We start from the raw sequence: 17,714 nt of genomic DNA, 5'->3' as shown, positions 1-17,714 counted from the left end.
TTCCATCTTGGACTGGCCGGCAATGAACCGATCGACGACTTCCTTCTTCACCTCGAAGGAAAAGTGCTGCTTAGTTGGTCTCTCCACAAGACATAGTCTGCCATGCAGCTTGAAACGACGCTCAAATCTCTTTACAGAATAGAGGCCAACTCCTAACCGATGAGCCGCTGCCGCATAGCCCAGCCCTTGCTCAAACAAATCAACGAGCTGCTCGCGCTGAGATTCACTCAAAGAACTTCGTGCTCTCAAAAAAATACTCCCCACTAGTTAGAAACTGATTTCTCAGTCCAACTAATGGGGAGCAGTTCAAAACTCGGGGGCTTTTTTATTTAACTACGGTGTCCGATGCAATAAAGGGTACTGTATAGACTGGGAAGGTGAGCAATACTTCTTTCCCTGATTCTTTGATGATGGCTGTTTCAGTCCTCGATTCGTTGGTGCGAGCAGGCCTGGAGCATGTGGTGATTTCCCCGGGCTCCCGCAGTGCTCCTCTGGCATACGCGCTGGCAGCGTTAGATGCCCATGGTGTGGTATCTAGCCATGTTCGTATCGACGAACGCAGCGCGAGCTTTCTCGCATTAGGTCTAGCGAAAAAATCAGCCACTCCGGTGGGCATCGTTACCACCAGCGGAACCGCAGTGGGGGAGCTCATGCCCGCCGTCATGGAGGCATACCATTCGGGCATTCCGCTCGTCGTTCTGAGTGCCGACCGTCCTCCACGACTACGGGGTAGTGGCGCCAACCAAACCACTACTCAACCGGGAATATTTGGCACCTTTGTGCGTGCAGAAGTTGATCTGACCGACTATCCCCACGATGAATCCGGAGCGCAAACGGTAGCTCTTGCCCACGCACTGTCGGTAGCATTTGGCAAAGATGGTCAGTGGCGCGATAACACCTCAACCCCTCGTGGACCGGTGCACCTCAATTTAGCTTTCGATACTCCGCTCACACCCCCGGCAAAATTGGGGAAAATCCTTACCCAATGGGCTCGTTCGCTCAAAGACGACGTCGCCTCAGCTTCTCATCCGATGAGCCAGGCCTCTGCTTTGCAAGTACAGGTCCTAGAAGATATTCCAGATGTTTCCACCGGTTATAAAACTGTGGTCATTGCAGGGGATTCTGCAGGTCAGATAGCCCAAGACTTTGCAGAGTCCTTAGCTCTTCCGCTTTTTGCTGAGCCTTCAGCGGGTCTTACTGGGGCGCAGAATGCGGTCTTGTCCTATCGGGCTCTGCAGGGCAGTGAACTCTGGAAGAGTATTGAACGAGTGGTGCTTTTTGGCCACCCCACCCTATCTCGACCGATTACCGCTTTACTTGAGCATCCTTCGCTGGAAAAAGCCGTATATACCCCAGCAGCGCCGTCGTGGTTTGAGCCGGGGCAAAGGGCTGAGAAACCTATCAGCGACCTGAGGGAACTTGCGCAATTTGCCGGCTCTGCGCAGGATCTGACGGTCCAAGGCGGTGAGAGTTGGCTCAACGCTTGGCAAAATGCTGGACGCGCTGTCCATGAAGATTTGATGGATGAAGTCCGCAGGTACCGAACCACCGGTAAGAATAACGGTCGGGCAGCTGGAATGTCGCTTGCTTTATCCTCGTGGGAAGCTGCGGCGAATAACGGTGAAGTGCTGCTCTGTGGCTCTTCGAATTTGATTCGGGACTTGGATATCATCGCCCCTTGGAACACTGCTAGATCTGCTGGACAACCTGTGCCACAGGTCTTTGCGTCCCGAGGTCTAGCAGGAATCGACGGGACACTTTCTGTGGGTGCTGGCATATCGCTTGCCTCAGCGCTGAACGGAGAGCCAGCCCAATCGGTTCGAATTCTGTGTGGCGACATCACCTTTTTGCACGACGCCTCGTCGATGAACATTGGTCCCTTAGAGAAAAAACCCCACCTCACCGTGGACGTACTCGACGACAACGGCGGAGGGATATTCGCAACTCTCGAACACGGGCAATTAGGAAAACACCCCGATTTCTCAGCGACGGTTGAACGATTCTTCACTACCCCGCATGCAGTCAACCTGCAGGATGTGGCACACGCCTTTGGAGAACACAACGGGATTACCGTGAATATTCACACCGTGTTTCCTCGCAAGAGGGCGGAAAATAGGCGAAGGTCATGCAATTCATGAGGCAGAAATGCGAACCCGCCGTGAGCTTTGCAGATAAACGTGAAACAATAGCAAAGTGAATCGTGCAGACCTCAATAAAAAAACTTCTGATATCGCCTCTATGTTTGATCAGGTAGCGGAACGCTATGACCTGATGAACGGTCTGATGTCCGGCGGGCAACACCTGCGGTGGCGCCGTCATACCGTTAAAGCGGTTGAAGCATCGGCAGGGCAGCGAATTCTGGATATTGCCGCCGGCACCGGTACCTCGTCAGTTCCTTTTGCGGACGCCGGGGCAGACGTCGTGGCTGCAGACCTTTCCGAGGGCATGTTGGCTGTTGGACGCCGCCGTCGCCCCGACATTACCTTTGTGCAGGCGGACGTCACCAATCTTCCTTTCGAAGATAACGAGTTTGACGCGGTCACCATGTCTTACGGTTTGCGTAACGTGGCAGATTATCCGAAGGCGTTGCGCGAGTTGTACCGCGTGACCAAGCCTGGCGGACGCATCGTAGTGTTGGAATTCTCCACGCCGACGATTAAAGCCTTCCGCCCCTTGTATAAGAATTACATTCTGAAGGCTATTCCTCCGGTAGCGCGTGCTGCGTCGTCAAACCCTGAGTCTTATGAATACTTAGCGGAATCAATTATGACCTGGCCTTCTCAGGACCAGTTGGCTCAGAGCTTTAGCGAAGCCGGCTGGCAGGACATTCAGTACCGCAACCTCACCGGCGGAATCGTGGCAATCCACCGCGGTTTCAAGCCTTCAGCCCTCAGCAATTATTAAGCACGAGAAGAAAAGAAACCCCATCGTGACTGATACCCAGCACCCCTCAGAGTCCGGTTCAGCAACTGAGCTCTATGGCGATTTTGACTTCAGGCTTCCTCGAGGTTTTGAAGTTATTGCGCAAGACACAAAGCTCGGCCCACAGATTCTTGAGTCATTGGCAGAGATTGAGAACCGCCTCGAACAGGCAGTCGCACAAACCTCTCGCATCGCTGATGTTGCTTCTCGCCACCTCCTCAACGCTGGCGGTAAGCGCGTTCGCCCCTTGCTGACTCTGTTGGCAGCGGCTGCAGGCGGTGAAATCTCGGATGAGGTGCTGGATGCCGCTGTGGTCGTGGAATTGACCCATCTCGCTACGCTTTACCATGATGATGTCATGGACGATGCTCCCAAACGTCGAGGCGTCGATACCGCCCAGCATATCTGGGGCAACTCGGTAGCTATCCTTACCGGCGATCTTATTTTTGCCCGCGCATCAGGAATAGTTGCCGATTTGGGTCAGCGTGCGATGACCATCCAGGCGACGACCTTTGAACGCTTAGTACTGGGGCAGTTGTTTGAAACAACCGGGCCCGATACCGATGAAGAAATTTTGAGTCACTACATCAAGGTGATTGAGGGGAAGACCGGTTCTCTGATTGCTGCTGCTGGTCTTTATGGCTCGTCGCTTTCTGGTGCTCCTGAGTCTGTTGTGCAGATGCTCGGCCGCTATGGTGAACTCGTGGGGGTTGCATTCCAGCTTGCTGATGACGTCATTGACGTCACCGGCGAAGGAAAGGTTTCCGGTAAGACGCCCGGCACCGATTTGCGCGAAGGCATCCCGACTCTCCCTACGATTTTGTTGGATCGGCAGGCCGCGGCGGGCGACGTCGAAGCACTTCGAATCCAGGGAATTATTCGGGGTGACCTTTCTACCGATGAGGCATTGGAGGAAGCTGTATCAGCCCTGTCTGCGCACGCAGTAACGCAACAGTCCTGGGATATTGCCTATCAGTGGGCCGACGACGCTATTGCGGCTATTGAGCCGCTGCCAGAGTCCACCGCTAAAGAGGCACTCAAATCGTTCGCTCACGCTGTAGTACATCGTGAAGCGTAGACTTTTCTTTCTTCCATCGCGAGATGGTTCTGCCCTCTAAGAAGGGGTCACACCGTTGTTCGGTGTGACCCCTTCTTTATTTATTTCTGAGGAGGGGTTGGCTGAGGCTAGCAATGATCTGAGCGATCCGCCCGGTCGATGTCAATTATTCCCAGGGAACCGGTAGCAGCGACGTCCTGAATTTTTTCTGCCCGGCGTGTGACTCGCGACGAGTTGACGGCATCAAATGTGAAGAGAATGCACGCAATCCAAACTGCGATATAACCTGCCCATTCCATGGGCGCCAAACGTTCATCAAAGATAAAGAGAGCAATCAGAAACTGAATGGTGGGGTTAATATACTGCACCATCCCTACCACGCTCAGGGGTAGCTTGGACGCGGCGTCAGCAAAGAGAAGTAGCGGAACTGCGGTGACGATACCCGAAGCCGCCAGAATCCAGAAATGGGCTGCCCCGGTAGAAAAAAGCGTCATACTTCCTCGAAAAGCTAGAAACGCCATGCACGCTGCTGCCAGAGGAGCAAGTAACGCTGACTCCACCGCAAATGAATGAAGTGGGGTAGCTCGTTTTCCCACTTTGCTTTTGACCAGCCCATACAGACCAAATGTGGTGGCAAGACCTAACCCAATCCAGGGAACATGTCCGTAAAGGACGCTCATGGCAATCACCCCAGAGGCGGCTATACCTACTGCAGTCCATTGCATGAAGCGGAGCCGCTCGCCTAAAAAGATAACTCCCAGTAGAACCGATACTAAGGGATTCATAAAGTAACCTAGCGAGGCGTCCAGAGTATGCCCGCTAGTGGTTGCCAGTACGTAGAGCAACCAGTTGCACCCAATCAAAAGGGAGGCAATAGTGAGCGCAAAGATAACCTTATTATTTCTTAGAAGCGCAAAGAGATTCTTCCACCCATTCTTCAGCACACTCAAGAACAAGGAACAAAAGACGATAGAAAACAACACACGGGCTGCTACCACCTCAACAGCAGACGCCGGCGCGGTGAGCGCAAAATACAGCGGCAACATGCCCCACAGCAGGTGAGTGGCAAAGATTGAAGGGTAACCCGTTGCCAACAGATCTGCGGAATTTTTATCAGCAGCAACCCGTTGCGTCATCTATTTTCCTTTTACTTAGACAGAAAAGTCCCGGTTCGTGTAGAACCGGGACTTCTCATGGTGTTCTTACAGACCAAAGAAACGGGAGAAAAAGCCCTTCTTTTCCTTTTCTTCCTTGACAGGCTTTTCAGTGTCTGCCTCGGCGCGTTCAGCTTCAAGGTCAGGAGCTGAACCGGCTACTCGGAAGGGTGAAGGACGGCGGCGCTCGGTTTCGAGCTCCTCTTCCACGTCTTCCTGGGCAAGCTTTTCAGCTTCTTCATAGCGCTGTTCAGCAGCGGTCTCTGATTCTGCTGAGGAGTCGTAGCGATCTTCGCTTTCCTTAGATTCTGAGACAAGTTCTTCTTCTGAAAGTCCAGAAGTAGTAACACGACCTGGTTCGGCGTTTTCGCTGGGGTCCTGGTCGTAGGGCTGCTCGGCATGGGGGTAGACGCGATCGGTAGTGGTGACACCTTCGACATCTTCTACAGTCTCGGTCTCGGGCTGAGGAGTGGCGACGGTAGAGGGAAGTTCTTCCTTCTTCTTATCTTCTTGTTCACGAGCTTCAGCTTCCAGACGGGCTGCTTCTTGTGCTTTGGCCTGTGCCTGAGCTTCTGCCTCTGCACGTTCGCGTACTTCTGCATCGTGAGCAGCCTCGCGAGCGGCAATTTGCTGTGCAGCTTCAGCGGCAGCGATGCGCTCAATTTCCTGGCGCTCCGCAGTCATTTTTTCGCGCAGTTGCGCCGCGTGCTGTGCACAGCGGTTGAGTTCGTGGGAATCAACGCTGGGCTCTGCGCCTTCGATGCCGGAAATCTTGCCGTTGTCGAACCACAGACGCAGCGCACCGTCGGTTGCAGTGATGACGGCAGTTGCCTCAGTGTCCCAGGCAATGTGAGCACCGCGCAGACGGGCGTATGAATCTACGGCACGTTGCTGGTTGACAATGGTGTTGTTTTTGAGGGATTCAGCCATTACTCGACCCATACGGTTTACCGTAGGAGCTTCGAGTTCTAGCGCCTCCCCATCTACCAAAATCCATGCCCGCACTCCGGCGCCAGCGGTGACGGGGTAGTGCGCGTACAAACCGGTGACAGCTTTGGAGGCAAGAGTCAGACGGCGAGCTAGACCATCGGAGAGAACTAGTTCGTCGGTGGTGAGCTCGGAGATACCGTGTTGTGCGCCAGCTTCACGAGCCTGAATTGCCGCTGAAACTACGGTATCGGGGAAATGTCCAAGTTCCTGCCAGGACCAGATCCAGGATCCGCGGTTCTCAGACTCAGTACCCAAAAGATAAGGGGTCAGAGTCACGGAGCTATCAGACTGAAGGGTGAAAGACGGGGCAGCGAAATCAACGGTCCACTCTGAGCCGCTGCTAATTTCAGCCAGACGCGCCTGGTATTCAGTGGAGATAAAGATTGATTCGTCAATCAAATCCTGCAGTGTTTTAGTCATGTTATTAAGGCTAGCAACCAAAACTGCATTTCAGCGGGTCATTTCGCTGAAAAGGGAGAGCGAAAACAGACCAATCTTGAATAGGGCTGGTACAGTGCGAAACCCAACCAGCCTTCTAAGTAGGGGGCATCCTGTAGCCTTAAGTGCTGGCTGAAATTCGAAAGAGTCATACTTAAGTTGAGTGATGGTAGGCCTCATTTTGAAGTAATTCTTGGGATAATACTTCAGTATCAAGAGTCAGGGAACATCACAGCACTCAGGGACACCGCTTGCACTCGGCCAGAAAGAACAAGATGAATCACAAACCTCGTTATCAAGCTTCCGAACGACCAGCCATGATTGAAGAGGCTCTCGTTCAGATTGGAAGCTGGCTTCTGAGCACCGTTAAAGCTGAGCCAGGTTGGAATGAGCTGGTCTTAGATATCAAGCCGTTGTCCGAGCAAATCTTTGTACGCATTACGGAATCTCGTGATGATCAAGATTTTGTAGGCAGCATTGGGCCGCTGAAAAAAGAATCTCCTGTGATTCCTGAGATCGAAAAATTGCAGCATGGTGCCTACGACGAGCGTGAAGGCACCTGGTTTACTGCAACCGTTGTCGTCACAGCAAAGAACTGGCCTGAGCCTGAATATGAAATTGGGGCGGCCTACAACCGTCAAGATGAGCCCCAGGACTGGGAGGGCGAAGGACGTCTGACCGCTCGTGAGCTGCGTGCGCATTTAGCTGATTTCCCCCGCGAAGAGAACCAGATTCCTGAGTGGGGCCGCCAACGTTTGAATGGACGTCGGTTGGCTGAGGTCTCTGAGACCTCTTCGCCTTCTGCAGCGCCTGAGTTTGAGATTCCCAATTCTTATCTTTCTACGGCGTTGGCACGTACCGAAGGCATCCGAAACGACGCGAATGTCATCAGCGTTCTGCGGGCTTCTTTGGGCGGAGAAGTTCTCCTCGATATTTCTGACTCTGATTTTGTTCCGTTGGGAAATCAGAAGATGGGGCCGCAGTCTACTATCCGCTACCGCGTTCTGCGTTTGAACAATGGTCTGCGCGCACTGTGCCTGTACTCCAGCTCTCAGTATGTGTTTGAGGAATACAAACGTCATAATGCAGAGTCCGAACCTGTTATCTTGCGCGACCATGCTGGAAAAGTTTTCCGGGAGTTTTTGGCGGATGAAACCTGCGATGTCATTGTGATCGATCCAGGTGCTCCCCATGAGTGCTTTATCGAAAAACCGCAGGTGGGCTGGGTGCTACAGACCCCTCATAATGATGCAACCAAGAATGCTTTGATGAGCGGTAATATGCAGATTCTTCTGGCATCGCTTGTTGCTCCAGGTGCTGTGTTGCTGATGGGTGTACATCCCGGAGGGGATTCACCTGTATTTGTTCCAGTGCCTGCAGATCAAGAGCCCGATACTATGTTGGTCTTTACTTCCGCGGCTGAAATCGCAGCTTTGGATCCGTCTCTAGAGGTTCGTTCTGCGCCTGCGTTAGATGTTCTTAAGTTTGCAGATCAACTGGGTGTGAGCGCGGTTCGTATCAACGCTTTGAATCCTTCAGCGACCTTGCCCATGAAGCAGATTCGTGAACTGATTTCGATTGTGGTGTCGGCTGCCGCAGCATAAGGATAGAGCCTGCACATAATTCAGGTATGAAGCGTCAGTAGGAGAAAAGAGGGTAGCGCTAGGAATTCCTACCGCTACCCTCTTTTATTTGTAAAGTTCTTTAGGGGTCGCGAAGCTGCTGAGCTTGACGTTGCTGCTGCTCGGCAATTTCTGCCTCGTAATCTGTTTGGCAACGGACACAGATTCCTTGATAGAGCACATCCGCTGAAATGAGAGCCATCCCGTGGTAGTCGCTGGGGGTAAGGCAAGGCGCTGCTCCCACCGCACAGTCGACGTCCTCTACTTTCCCGCATCTGATGCAGAAAGCATGGTGGTGGTTATCTCCCGTGCGGGTTTCGTAGAGAGCGGGAGTCCCTGGGGGTTCAAAACGCTGGAGCATGCCGATTTCTACTAAATCGGCGAGAACAACATAGACCGACTGAACCGTAATGGTGGGAATTTCTTGGCGTACACCCTGCACAATTTCTTCGGCAGTTGCATGCGGGTGGTTTTGAACCGCGTTAAGAACTGCAAGACGTTGTTTGGTGACTCGCCGACCCTTAGCTCGCAATGTAGTGGTCCATGCTTCAGCCAGTATCTCAGGTGTGAGCATGAGTGATTTCATCGCATAGTCTTTCTCGGTCGGGTTAGTAGTAAGAAAATAGTCTATTGTGAATAATTCAGAATAACAACTTTGATAGCAGGCTGGCCCTTTGCGAGAGGTGGCTTGCGAGCGGAAAATAAAATTTCTTCAAACTTAATTTTTCAGTATTTACCCTAGTCAGGGGACAATTCTGCTAAATTTTTAAAAAGTTTTGAAAATTTCTCAGATTTTCGCGTCATGATTTGTGCGTAATTCGCTCTTAACTAGTGACGGCGTAAAAACCGGGCTTCGCGCCAACGATTTGATGTATGTGCCATTTTCGAGAAAAGATCTCGTCGCACCGGTGGTAACAATCAAGTCTTCGCCACCCACGCCCCCGCGAAGGTGAAGAACGCGAAGGTAAGGCTCCTCATTTAGGGAACAGGAGCCACAAGAAAATAGGGAATGCAAGATCGGAAAAGAAGCACTTGGGTGCTCATAGGGAGCCGAAATTGCTCATTACACCTTTCGACCAGAGTTGACTCGCAATCAACTTCTTCGGTTGAAAAGGGAAGATTCCAGCTCAATGGAGAGATGGAAGGCAATGTACCTTCGGGTGCATTGCCCCGATAAGAGCCCGCGCTTTTGGGAGCGCGGGCTCTTTCTTGTTTGCACAGTTAATACTTAAGTCGGGTTCTAGTTTTTTCCTCTTCAGGTATATTTAGAAATGTGTCCTCTAAAATGTTGCACAGCCTCTGGGCTGATATCTAAAGATGTAGCGACAAGTTGGGGAAATAGAGGGCTCGCACACTTTGACAATCTGAATCGATTCTTTGAAGAATCACCACGGCACAGGACTGAAGAAATGCAAACGCAACATACGCTCGCCGCGTCAGGAAAAACTGATGAAGCGCTGCTACTGGCGGTTCTCGAGGGCAAACTTGAAGCTTATGGAGAACTCTATGAGCGCTATTACCCTATGGCTCGTGCTATTGCGTTTAAACACACTTCTGATATCAACCGGGTTGATGATATTGTCTCTGAATCTTTTGCCCGCATCCTTCAAGCACTCAAAAACGGTAAAGGTCCCCACTCCTATATGGGCGGCTACCTCTCTACCACCATCGCGCATCTAGCGGGGGAATACGGGCTGCTGGCGAAGAAGGAAGTCCCCAGCGAGCAAGAACATCTTGAGGCAATGGGAACCCTTGACGAAACCGTGGTACAACTTCACGAATCTGATGAAGTAATTTCCGCGTTCACTTCTTTGCCTGAACGATGGCAAACCGTGCTGTGGATGAGCGAGATTGAAGCAAAGAAACCACGTGAAATTGCCGCGGCAATGGACCTCACCCCCAATGCTGTGTCAGCCCTTGCGATTCGCGCTAAAGAAAGCCTCAAAGAAGGTTTTCTTCGTGCCCACCAGAATGCCCCTGCGACGGCGGACTGTAACCGATTTTCTTCTCATATCAGCCCCTATGTGCGTGGATCGCTCAGTCAGAAACGTTCAGACGCTCTGCGCTCACACATGGAAACGTGCAATTACTGCACCTCCGAATATCTTTCTCTAGTCGGTATTAATAAGTCCATGCGTAGCTGGGTCTTCCCAGTTTTGGCTGGACTTTCTATCTGGACGACGGACGGCTCTGCGTTGATTGCGCCTGTTGCGGCGGCGTCGGTGGGAGGCACTCAGAGCGGTTCAAACGCAACAACCTCTTCTGCAGAAAATGCATCTGCTTCCTCTGCATTTGCTACCGGTTCTAATTTCTCTCTTCTTTCTCCGAGGAGCTGGGGCACGCCCAGCCAAATCCTTGCGGGTGCCGCAACTTTAACTGCGGCAGTAGTTGCAGTGGTGGGCGGTGTGGCGATGAGCGAACCAGCGCATCAAGATGCTCAGCAAATTACTGCAGAAGGGTTTTCTACCAAGATTCCAGATCAGAAAACTCAGCAGACACCTAGCCAGAAGAAAACTGAAAAGCCTTCGCCGCTGGGGCGTCAGTTTGAATCGAATCCCTTTAGTGGCTTCTCTTCTGATGAATCCATACGCAGCAGTGATGTTCCTGTTTTGGAATCCCTGGCTCAGGGACTTTCGCAAGGGAGCGGCGAAGATCTTTCTGCTTTACCTACCTTGGTAACTGCATCTGCAAACGAACATGTGCTGAAAGCCGTTGAATCGGCGTTGCTCGCATCAGAAGACGGACAGAACGCTCTTAGTAGTCTTGCTCAGGCAACAAATAATGAGAGTTTAGTTGCGATTTCATCCCAGTCTCCATCTTCGGAGGGAAGATCTGTTGCGAATGATTCGTCCATGGCTGATGAGGGTGCGGTAACTTCAGCCGTAGGAACAGCAACTGGTTCATCCGGTGAGGCGCTCGCAGATAACCCTGGTCACGAAACTGCTCCTCGCATCGTTACCGAAGAAGCTGCCCCAGTCGCTGAAGCTCAGAATCCTCCTGAAGCTGAGGCTAAAGTTGCAGCTCCTGTAGACACAGTGCCTGCCGAGGCTGCGCCTCCAGCCCCTGTTACCCAAGCACCTGCAGAAAAGGCAGACCCCGTTGTCGCGCCAGTGGATCCCATCACACCTGCGGATCGAGCAATGCCTACTGATCCTACCGAGCCGGTTACACCTACTGATCCTACGGAGCCGGTTACACCTACTGATCCTACCGAGCCGGTTACGCCAACTGATCCTACCGAGCCGGTTACACCTACTGATCCTACCGAGCCGGTTACACCTACTGATCCTACGGAGCCGGTTACACCTACTGATCCTACGGAGCCGGTTACACCTACTGATCCTACCGAGCCGGTTACACCTACTGATCCTACCGAGCCGGTTACGCCAACTGATCCTACCGAGCCGGTTACACCTACTGAACCCGAGAACCCCGTTATCCCGGTTATCCCTGATAACCCAGGTGAAGTTCCCCAATGGTATAGCGGGGCAGATTTCAAAGCGTGGTCCCAGGCGGTTCCTTGGCACGATTTCGATCAGAAAAACGTTGCAACCAATAAGCGGTGTCTGATTCGATACCAGGATCATGGTCACACACATGTGATGTATCGGTATATTCCTGAGAAGGCCCTCAACTCTATATACACAACGTATGTGTTGACAGCGATCTATGGAGTGGACCATATCAGCTACATTCAGTGCCGATAAGACATAAAGCGAGAGACAGGATAATCCTGTCTCTCGCTTCGTTTTGAGCAAACATGATGTTTTTGTTCAATCATTATCGATACTCTGTAATAAACCGAGGCTGAAACGTGGAGAAAGAGAGCCTAAAATGAATATGCACAATCATCAGAATGGTTTGAAGACCACTTTGCTATTAGGCGGAATGGTTGGAGTTCTGCTTCTTATCGGCGCGGTGCTCGCCGGTCTGACGCGGAGCAGCTTGTTTATCTATCTCTTTGCCCTCATCAGCGTAGGTATGGTGGCATATTCTTATTGGAATTCCGATAAAATCGCTATTCGCTCTATGAATGCTTACCCTGTCACCAGGGAGCAGGTTCCGGGACTTTATCAAATTGTTGAGGAGCTTTCTGCTAAAGCCAACCAGCCCATGCCACGGCTGTATGTAGCTCCGTCCTTGACTCCTAACGCTTTTGCAACCGGCCGTAATCCTCAAAATGCGGCTGTCTGCGCTACCGAAGGAATCTTGCAACTCTTAGATGAGCGCGAAATGCGCGGGGTTCTGGGGCACGAGCTGATGCACGTGTATAACCGCGATATTCTTACAAGTTCAGTTGCTTCAGCAATTGCAGCTGTCATTACGTCGATTGCTCAGGTGCTGGGATTCGCCGGTCTCTTTGGTGGTAATAATCGAGAGGGCGGTGGTGGCAACGTTCTGGTAGCCATATTGATGTCTTTCTTGGCACCAATTGCAACGGGAATAATTCAAATGGCAATTAGTCGAACCCGGGAATACGATGCAGATCAGGACGGCGCTGAATTGACGGGGGACCCGTTGGCATTGGCGTCGGCATTACACAAATTGCAGGACGGCAATACTCGTTATCCTTTGCCTGCTAACGATCAAAAAGTAGTCTCTACCGCCGCTATGATGATTGCCAACCCATTCCGTGGTCGGGACATGCAAAAGTTGATGTCCACTCACCCTCCGATGGAGGATCGTATCGCCCGTCTAGAGAACCAAGCTCGGGCAATGGGGCAGCTGTAAAATTAAAGATTTACCGCTTTTGAACTAAAGAAGGACGACGCCGGAGGCGCCGTCCTTCTTTATGAACCGTAAAGTGGTGCTTAGCGGTAGTTGACGAATTGGAGGTCAACGTCAAGTTCTGAGCTCTTCAAGAGCGCGATGACGTCCTGGAGGTCGTCACGCGATTTGGAAGATACTCGTAGTTCGTCTCCCTGGATGGTTGCTTTGACGCCTTTGGGTCCTTCATCGCGAATCAGTTTAGTGATTTTCTTTGCCTGATCCTGAGCGATACCTTCTTTGATGGAGCACTCAATGCGAGTTTCCTTGCCGGAGGGGTAAGGGTCACCCGCCTCCAATGACTTCAAAGAAATACCACGCTTGACGAGCTTGGACTGGAAAACATCCAGGACAGCTTGAGCGCGCTCTTCTGCATTGGCTTTAATCATAATTTTTTCACCGGAGAAATCGATGGATGCGCCCACTCCGCGAAAGTCGTAACGCTGCTCTACTTCTTTGGAAGCCTGATTCAAAGCGTTTGATACTTCTTGCTTGTCTACTTTTGAAACAACATCAAATGATGATTCGCTAGCCATGTTTCTCCTCAGATGGTGGTGGTAAGGGAAAATTTCTTGTGCTCTTGTAGAAGAGCTATGTACCTACTAAATTATAGGGTTCCTTGGATGTAGCCTAGCGGGCCCAGAAAATGGGTGGGGAAAAATTGTTATAAAGATGTGACCGATTTCTCAGCTAGAGTTCATCTTTGAGTTGAAGACTTAAAGCATGAGTAATAAAAATCGCAGTCTGCAAGCAACATCGCTGAGAGACGCGGAGCTGGAGATTTCTCGTTTAGGAGAGAGTCTCGAGGATCCGATGGCACGAGAGCGTTTCGTTGGAGTCCAACGGGATATTTTGCATGAAGTAAAAAGCGGTTTGTGCACTGCGGAGCAGGCCATCGTTTATGCGCAAAATTTTGTCACATGGCTGGGCGAAGAGCAGATGGTAAGATCGCAAAATTTGGTAGTGACCTAAGCAGGAGGGGTTGTATTAGTCACAATCCTCGCATTCGATTTTGGTTTTTGGAAAATGTTCGGTAATGTTATCTCGTTCGCTCATGCGAATAGAGTACCAGTTTTTGGTCTCGGCAGATTACCCGAGCGGCCAAAGGGGGCTGACTGTAAATCAGCTGGCACTGCCTACGGGGGTTCGAATCCCTCATCTGCCACCAATGAGTCTCGATCTGAAAACAGATCGAGACTTTTTGTTTTAAGTTCGAGAGTTATTTGGCTTCATCGTGAGCATAAATGAGTTGGAACTTGAAGCTGTGCCAGGTAGGGTTTGAGGTATGTCTACACAAGAAATTACTCAAGAAAATTTGAATCAAACAGTCCAAGACAGCGACATCATGTTCTTGGATTTCTGGGCTGACTGGTGCGGTCCTTGCAAGCAGTTCTCACCTGTATATGAAGAAGCATCGGAGAAGCATCAAGACATCACTTTTGGAAAGGTTGATACTGAAGATCAGCAGGAGCTCGCTGCTGCTGCAGGTATTACCTCGATTCCTACTTTGATGGCATTCCGCGAGGGCATTCTTGTTTTCTCGCAGCCCGGTGCATTGAACAGCTCGCAGTTCGAGCAGGTTATTTCTGCAGTTCGTGAATTGGATATGGACGAAGTGCGCAAGCAAGTTGAAGAAGCGCAGAAAGAAGAAGGTAACCAGCAGGCATAGTTTGCTGAGAGGTTAGTTCCTGAAAATATGTTGAAGTATCGGAGGTAGCGTATGCTGCCTCCGATACTTTGTTAATGGCTGCGGTGGTCTTGGGGGCTGTAACGGGGTGCTCGTCGAGGTTCTTGAATGCCTGCAACTTTGATGAGAGCTACTACTCGATTTCTATTGCCACTAAAAGGTGCTAGCAGCCTGACCATTTGTTCGTCGGTAGCGCGTTGACCTTCAAATACCCAACCTACGTGGTGGGCTAAATGGAAATCTCCCACGCTAATTGCGTCGGGGTGGCCATGAGTTCGTTGCAGTACCTCCGCGATGGTCCAGGGGCCAATGCCTCGGATGCTGGAAAGAGCAACAGAAAGTTGATCGGCAGTCGCTTTCTGAGCAAGTCGCTCGATGCTTTCAGCCCGTTGGGCAAAAGAGACGATGGTATCGGCGCGTGCGCGATCGTAACCGGCCCTGTGCCATATCCACGAAGGAAGAGACGCCAAAGTTTGAGGTGAGGGAAAGAAAAGCATTCCCCGGGGCTGGTCGGGTAGTCCTGTTTGGGGTGCTGCAGACGCCGTTTGCCGAAGGATGGCGCGTAGTCCGCCCATAGCTTCGATGCCGGTGACCCGTTGTTCTGTAATAGAAGCAACGGTGTTTTTGAAGATCTCGCCGGTAGCGCCCAGTCGTACTCCGGGATGCTCTTGGTGGGCACGAATAAGCGTTTCAGGGAGCGCATTCCATTGAGGGGATTTTTGAAATTCTCTCCAGTTATCTTCGGTGCCTACCCAGCGGGGGAGTTGCGCCAGTAAATTTTCGATATCCTCTGGTGATTGGGGTGTACGAGGTGCCCATAACCGAATATGGATGGGAGCCAGATATTTTTCTCTCAAACTGCGAGCTGTACCTTTTTCTTGGTGAAAGCGCAGGAGTATATCGGTTTGTCCGGATCGGGTGGTGGCCCAATACGTCGTTGCTCCGGTTCGGTCTGGTCTGGTTCCTGCCTGAGCGAGAGGATCTGAAATTCCTCGACGCCACGGTGCGACGACGCTTGCCAAACTGATGGGAAACGGAGGCGTAATAGAAACAGAGTACACACCTTTATTTTCGCATGTGAGTACCTGCAAGGTAGCGTAGGGATAGAAATTGACTCACGGTTGTAGCGAACAGTGTAATTCTGAAGTACTAGATGAATGAGAGGTTGGAGATGGGCGTTTTTTTCAAGCGAGATAGCGCAGAGGTATCGTCGCGTCTCTCCCCATCTCAACGCCAAAATTCGCCTGGCTCTCGCCTGTTAGCTTTCGTCCTAGCGCTAGCCTTTTTCGCTCTCTATAGCGTGTATTCATTTTTTCAGTACCGCCACTTTGTGACTCCTTCGTGGGATTTAGGGATATTTACTCAGCTTGCCCAAAACTATGCCCGTGCTCAGGCGCCGATTGTGCCGATTAAAGGTCATGGTTTCAATCTTTGGGGAGATCACTTTCACCCTATTTTGGTGCTTCTCACTCCGTTCTATTATTTTTTTCCCAGCCCACAGACTCTGCTTTATGTGCAGAATGGGCTAATCGCGGTAGCTGTATTTTTGCTGTGCCGGTTTGCTCAGCAAGGTTGTGGAAAGCTGTCTGCTTTCCTTCTGACGATTGCTTTTGGGCTCAGCTTCGGCATCCAGCAGGCGGTGTCTGTTCAATTTCACGAAGTCGCTTTTGCGCTACCCTTTTTCGTACTTTCTTTGGGAAATTTGGTGTTGGCAGCTCGGGAACCAGAGCGAGCTCCGCGTATACGCCGTGCTCTGCTATGGGCTTTGCCGCTTGTTTTTGTCAAAGAAGACATGGGAATTACCGTGGCGATGATAGGGATTGTGGCATTGTTGCGCACCGGATGGCTCCGGGGAGGATGGAACAATCTGTTCCCTCATGCCGCAGCCCGATCTGATGATGCGCAGCCGGTGGAGCCGTTCAGCCGCCGTTTTCAAAAAGTGGCATCTTCTGCCATTACTTCACCGGCTGTTCTTGAGTCTTTTCTCACTGTCGTATGGGGAATTAGCTGGTCGGCAGCCGCGGTTGCACTCATTCTTCCCTTTTTTAACACTGCCGGTCAGTTCGATTACGCAGATAAGGTAGATTTTGCCGCCGCCCTCGGGGACCCGCTGCAAGCCTTTGCAACCCTGTTCTACCCATGGACAAAGACTTTCTCTTTGCTACTGCTTTTTGCTGTCGGTGTACTTCTCTGGGTGCTATCCCCGTTGGCGATTATCGCCTTGCCCACTCTTTGCTGGCGACTTCTCTCACCGAATGAGGGCTACTGGGAATCAACGTGGCACTATTCTTTGGTTCTCATGCCAATCGTTACGATGGCGCTTGTGGATGTCCTTGCAACCCCTCCTGCTTTTTTGAGCCGGATGGGGCGAGGAGTTTCTCTGCCAATCTTTCGACGCACGGTAGCAGCTGCCGCATGCGGAGTTGCGCTCGTCCTTCTGCCTTTCCAGCCCCTCAAAGAGCTGGCAAACCCCCGGTTTGCTACTACAGAACTATCTGCAGTTGATCAGGCAAAACAGCAGGCAGTGAATGCCGTACCCCAGGGGGTCACCGTTGCTTCGGACCTTTCGATCCTCACATACCTGGTGCCTGACCGAACCGTCTACTGGATTGGGCATGAGGGTAAACCAGCTCCTGACTACGTCGTCATTGATTCCATGGGGGCTGCATGGGGCAATAATTCCCCGCAGAATCCCGCGGGCTATGCCAGTGAAAGATTCAATGCAACCTACTTCACCGTTAGAACCTTCGGCACAATATCCGTTATGAAGCGTACGGACCTTTAGTCGCTTGCCCTCATTGTAGGTTGTGTCACCAGCGACCCCATTAACGTCAAACGTACTGTAAGGTAGGGAAAGTACATTACCGGTTTCCCTAGACACCGATGGTTGCGCCGACCGACTGAAAACAGGCGCTGAAATCAGTTTCCTTTTGAAGTCAGATACTTCAGAAGACGAAGAGAATAGCTCGCTCAAAGAGCGCAAACCTTTTACCGCTTACAGAATTCTTTCCTAAGATGAGTGTGAGTATTTTGCACCGCGGTGCAGATGAGGTGGCGCCCACCGAAGATGGCCCACC

General features: G+C 51.4%; 15 protein-coding genes and 1 tRNA gene. 10 read left to right on the top strand and 6 right to left on the bottom strand.

The window, feature by feature from the left end:
• Positions 1 to 231: hypothetical protein (locus A7E48_RS11555; protein WP_369796752.1), on the bottom strand; the 231-nt coding region annotated here is incomplete at its 3' end.
• Between the two features lie 146 nt (positions 232 to 377).
• On the opposite strand from A7E48_RS11555, the gene menD reads away from it, so the two are divergent.
• From menD to A7E48_RS02830, 3 genes are read left to right on the top strand one after another with little or no spacing between them, the layout of a single operon-like run.
• Positions 378 to 2,138 carry a 2-succinyl-5-enolpyruvyl-6-hydroxy-3-cyclohexene-1-carboxylic-acid synthase gene (menD, locus tag A7E48_RS02840; protein WP_233125949.1) on the top strand — a complete coding sequence of 587 codons (1,761 nt, stop codon included), beginning with the start codon at positions 378 to 380 and terminating at the stop codon, positions 2,136 to 2,138.
• Between the two features lie 55 nt (positions 2,139 to 2,193).
• Positions 2,194 to 2,904: a demethylmenaquinone methyltransferase gene (locus tag A7E48_RS02835; protein ID WP_068169172.1), complete on the top strand. Its 711-nt coding sequence runs from the start codon at positions 2,194 to 2,196 to the stop codon at positions 2,902 to 2,904.
• Positions 2,905 to 2,929: 25 nt separating this feature from the next.
• Entirely contained in the window at positions 2,930 to 4,000 is a 1,071-nt protein-coding gene (locus A7E48_RS02830; RefSeq protein WP_068169171.1) for a polyprenyl synthetase family protein, read from the top strand.
• Between the two features lie 107 nt (positions 4,001 to 4,107).
• On the opposite strand, the gene rarD is transcribed toward A7E48_RS02830, so the two are convergent.
• Positions 4,108 to 5,115: an EamA family transporter RarD gene (gene rarD / locus A7E48_RS02825; RefSeq protein ID WP_068169170.1), complete on the bottom strand. Its 1,008-nt coding sequence runs from the start codon at positions 5,113 to 5,115 to the stop codon at positions 4,108 to 4,110.
• Positions 5,116 to 5,181: 66 nt separating this feature from the next.
• A complete protein-coding gene (locus A7E48_RS02820; RefSeq protein WP_068169169.1) occupies positions 5,182 to 6,543 on the bottom strand; it encodes a DUF6882 domain-containing protein in 1,362 nt (453 codons plus the stop codon).
• Between the two features lie 293 nt (positions 6,544 to 6,836).
• Here A7E48_RS02820 and A7E48_RS02815 point away from each other — a divergent pair, with 293 nt between their 5' ends.
• Positions 6,837 to 8,165, top strand: coding sequence for an SseB family protein (locus tag A7E48_RS02815; protein WP_068169168.1), 1,329 nt, complete (start codon positions 6,837 to 6,839; stop codon positions 8,163 to 8,165).
• 100 nt (positions 8,166 to 8,265) lie between these two features.
• Here the strand turns inward: A7E48_RS02815 and A7E48_RS02810 are convergent, their stop codons facing one another.
• Positions 8,266 to 8,769, bottom strand: a complete 504-nt coding sequence (locus A7E48_RS02810) for a Fur family transcriptional regulator (protein WP_141669357.1) — start codon at positions 8,767 to 8,769, stop codon at positions 8,266 to 8,268.
• Positions 8,770 to 9,592: 823 nt separating this feature from the next.
• On the opposite strand from A7E48_RS02810, the gene A7E48_RS11225 reads away from it, so the two are divergent.
• A complete protein-coding gene (locus A7E48_RS11225) occupies positions 9,593 to 11,890 on the top strand; it encodes an RNA polymerase sigma factor (protein WP_068169166.1) in 2,298 nt (765 codons plus the stop codon).
• 133 nt (positions 11,891 to 12,023) lie between these two features.
• A complete protein-coding gene (gene htpX, locus A7E48_RS02800) occupies positions 12,024 to 12,914 on the top strand; it encodes a zinc metalloprotease HtpX (RefSeq protein ID WP_068169178.1) in 891 nt (296 codons plus the stop codon).
• A gap of 80 nt (positions 12,915 to 12,994) precedes the next feature.
• Here htpX and A7E48_RS02795 read toward each other — a convergent pair whose 3' ends face one another.
• Positions 12,995 to 13,486, bottom strand: coding sequence for a YajQ family cyclic di-GMP-binding protein (locus A7E48_RS02795; protein ID WP_068169165.1), 492 nt, complete (start codon positions 13,484 to 13,486; stop codon positions 12,995 to 12,997).
• A gap of 187 nt (positions 13,487 to 13,673) precedes the next feature.
• Between A7E48_RS02795 and A7E48_RS02790 the strand changes: the two genes are divergently transcribed.
• The 3 genes from A7E48_RS02790 to trxA all read left to right on the top strand — a co-directional run bounded on the left by A7E48_RS02790 (position 13,674) and on the right by trxA (position 14,619).
• On the top strand, positions 13,674 to 13,922 hold the full coding sequence (locus A7E48_RS02790; protein ID WP_068169163.1) for a hypothetical protein: 249 nt from the start codon (positions 13,674 to 13,676) through the stop codon (positions 13,920 to 13,922).
• Positions 13,923 to 14,033: 111 nt separating this feature from the next.
• A tRNA-Tyr gene (locus A7E48_RS02785) sits at positions 14,034 to 14,118 on the top strand.
• Between the two features lie 117 nt (positions 14,119 to 14,235).
• The gene (trxA, locus tag A7E48_RS02780) at positions 14,236 to 14,619 is read left to right on the top strand and encodes a thioredoxin (RefSeq protein WP_068169160.1); all 384 of its coding nucleotides are present in this window, start codon (positions 14,236 to 14,238) and stop codon (positions 14,617 to 14,619) included.
• Between the two features lie 71 nt (positions 14,620 to 14,690).
• On the opposite strand, the gene A7E48_RS02775 is transcribed toward trxA, so the two are convergent.
• Positions 14,691 to 15,698 (bottom strand): DNA-3-methyladenine glycosylase, encoded by a 1,008-nt coding sequence (locus A7E48_RS02775; protein ID WP_068169157.1) that lies wholly within the window; start codon positions 15,696 to 15,698, stop codon positions 14,691 to 14,693.
• Between the two features lie 110 nt (positions 15,699 to 15,808).
• Between A7E48_RS02775 and A7E48_RS02770 the strand changes: the two genes are divergently transcribed.
• On the top strand, positions 15,809 to 17,422 hold the full coding sequence (locus A7E48_RS02770; RefSeq protein ID WP_068169155.1) for a DUF2079 domain-containing protein: 1,614 nt from the start codon (positions 15,809 to 15,811) through the stop codon (positions 17,420 to 17,422).
• Positions 17,423 to 17,714: the final 292 nt, after the last annotated feature.

Source organism: Rothia sp. ND6WE1A, from assembly GCF_001683935.1.
In the GTDB taxonomy this organism is placed as follows: Bacteria; Actinomycetota; Actinomycetes; order Actinomycetales; family Micrococcaceae; genus Rothia; species Rothia amarae.
Note: the sequence above shows the minus strand (reverse complement) of the source record. Positions and strands in the feature narration are given on the sequence as shown.

Bases quoted from the DNA above. Each gene is read 5' to 3' on its own strand.
- rarD (WP_068169170.1), bottom strand. From the start codon at position 5,115: ATGACGCAACGGGTTGCTGCTGATAAAAATTCCGCAGATCTGTTGGCA.
- A7E48_RS02820 (WP_068169169.1), bottom strand. From the start codon at position 6,543: ATGACTAAAACACTGCAGGATTTGATTGACGAATCAATCTTTATCTCC.
- A7E48_RS02815 (WP_068169168.1), top strand. From the start codon at position 6,837: ATGAATCACAAACCTCGTTATCAAGCTTCCGAACGACCAGCCATGATT.
- A7E48_RS02810 (WP_141669357.1), bottom strand. From the start codon at position 8,769: ATGAAATCACTCATGCTCACACCTGAGATACTGGCTGAAGCATGGACC.
- A7E48_RS11225 (WP_068169166.1), top strand. From the start codon at position 9,593: ATGCAAACGCAACATACGCTCGCCGCGTCAGGAAAAACTGATGAAGCG.
- htpX (WP_068169178.1), top strand. From the start codon at position 12,024: ATGCACAATCATCAGAATGGTTTGAAGACCACTTTGCTATTAGGCGGA.
- A7E48_RS02795 (WP_068169165.1), bottom strand. From the start codon at position 13,486: ATGGCTAGCGAATCATCATTTGATGTTGTTTCAAAAGTAGACAAGCAA.
- A7E48_RS02790 (WP_068169163.1), top strand. From the start codon at position 13,674: ATGAGTAATAAAAATCGCAGTCTGCAAGCAACATCGCTGAGAGACGCG.
- trxA (WP_068169160.1), top strand. From the start codon at position 14,236: ATGTCTACACAAGAAATTACTCAAGAAAATTTGAATCAAACAGTCCAA.
- A7E48_RS02770 (WP_068169155.1), top strand. From the start codon at position 15,809: ATGGGCGTTTTTTTCAAGCGAGATAGCGCAGAGGTATCGTCGCGTCTC.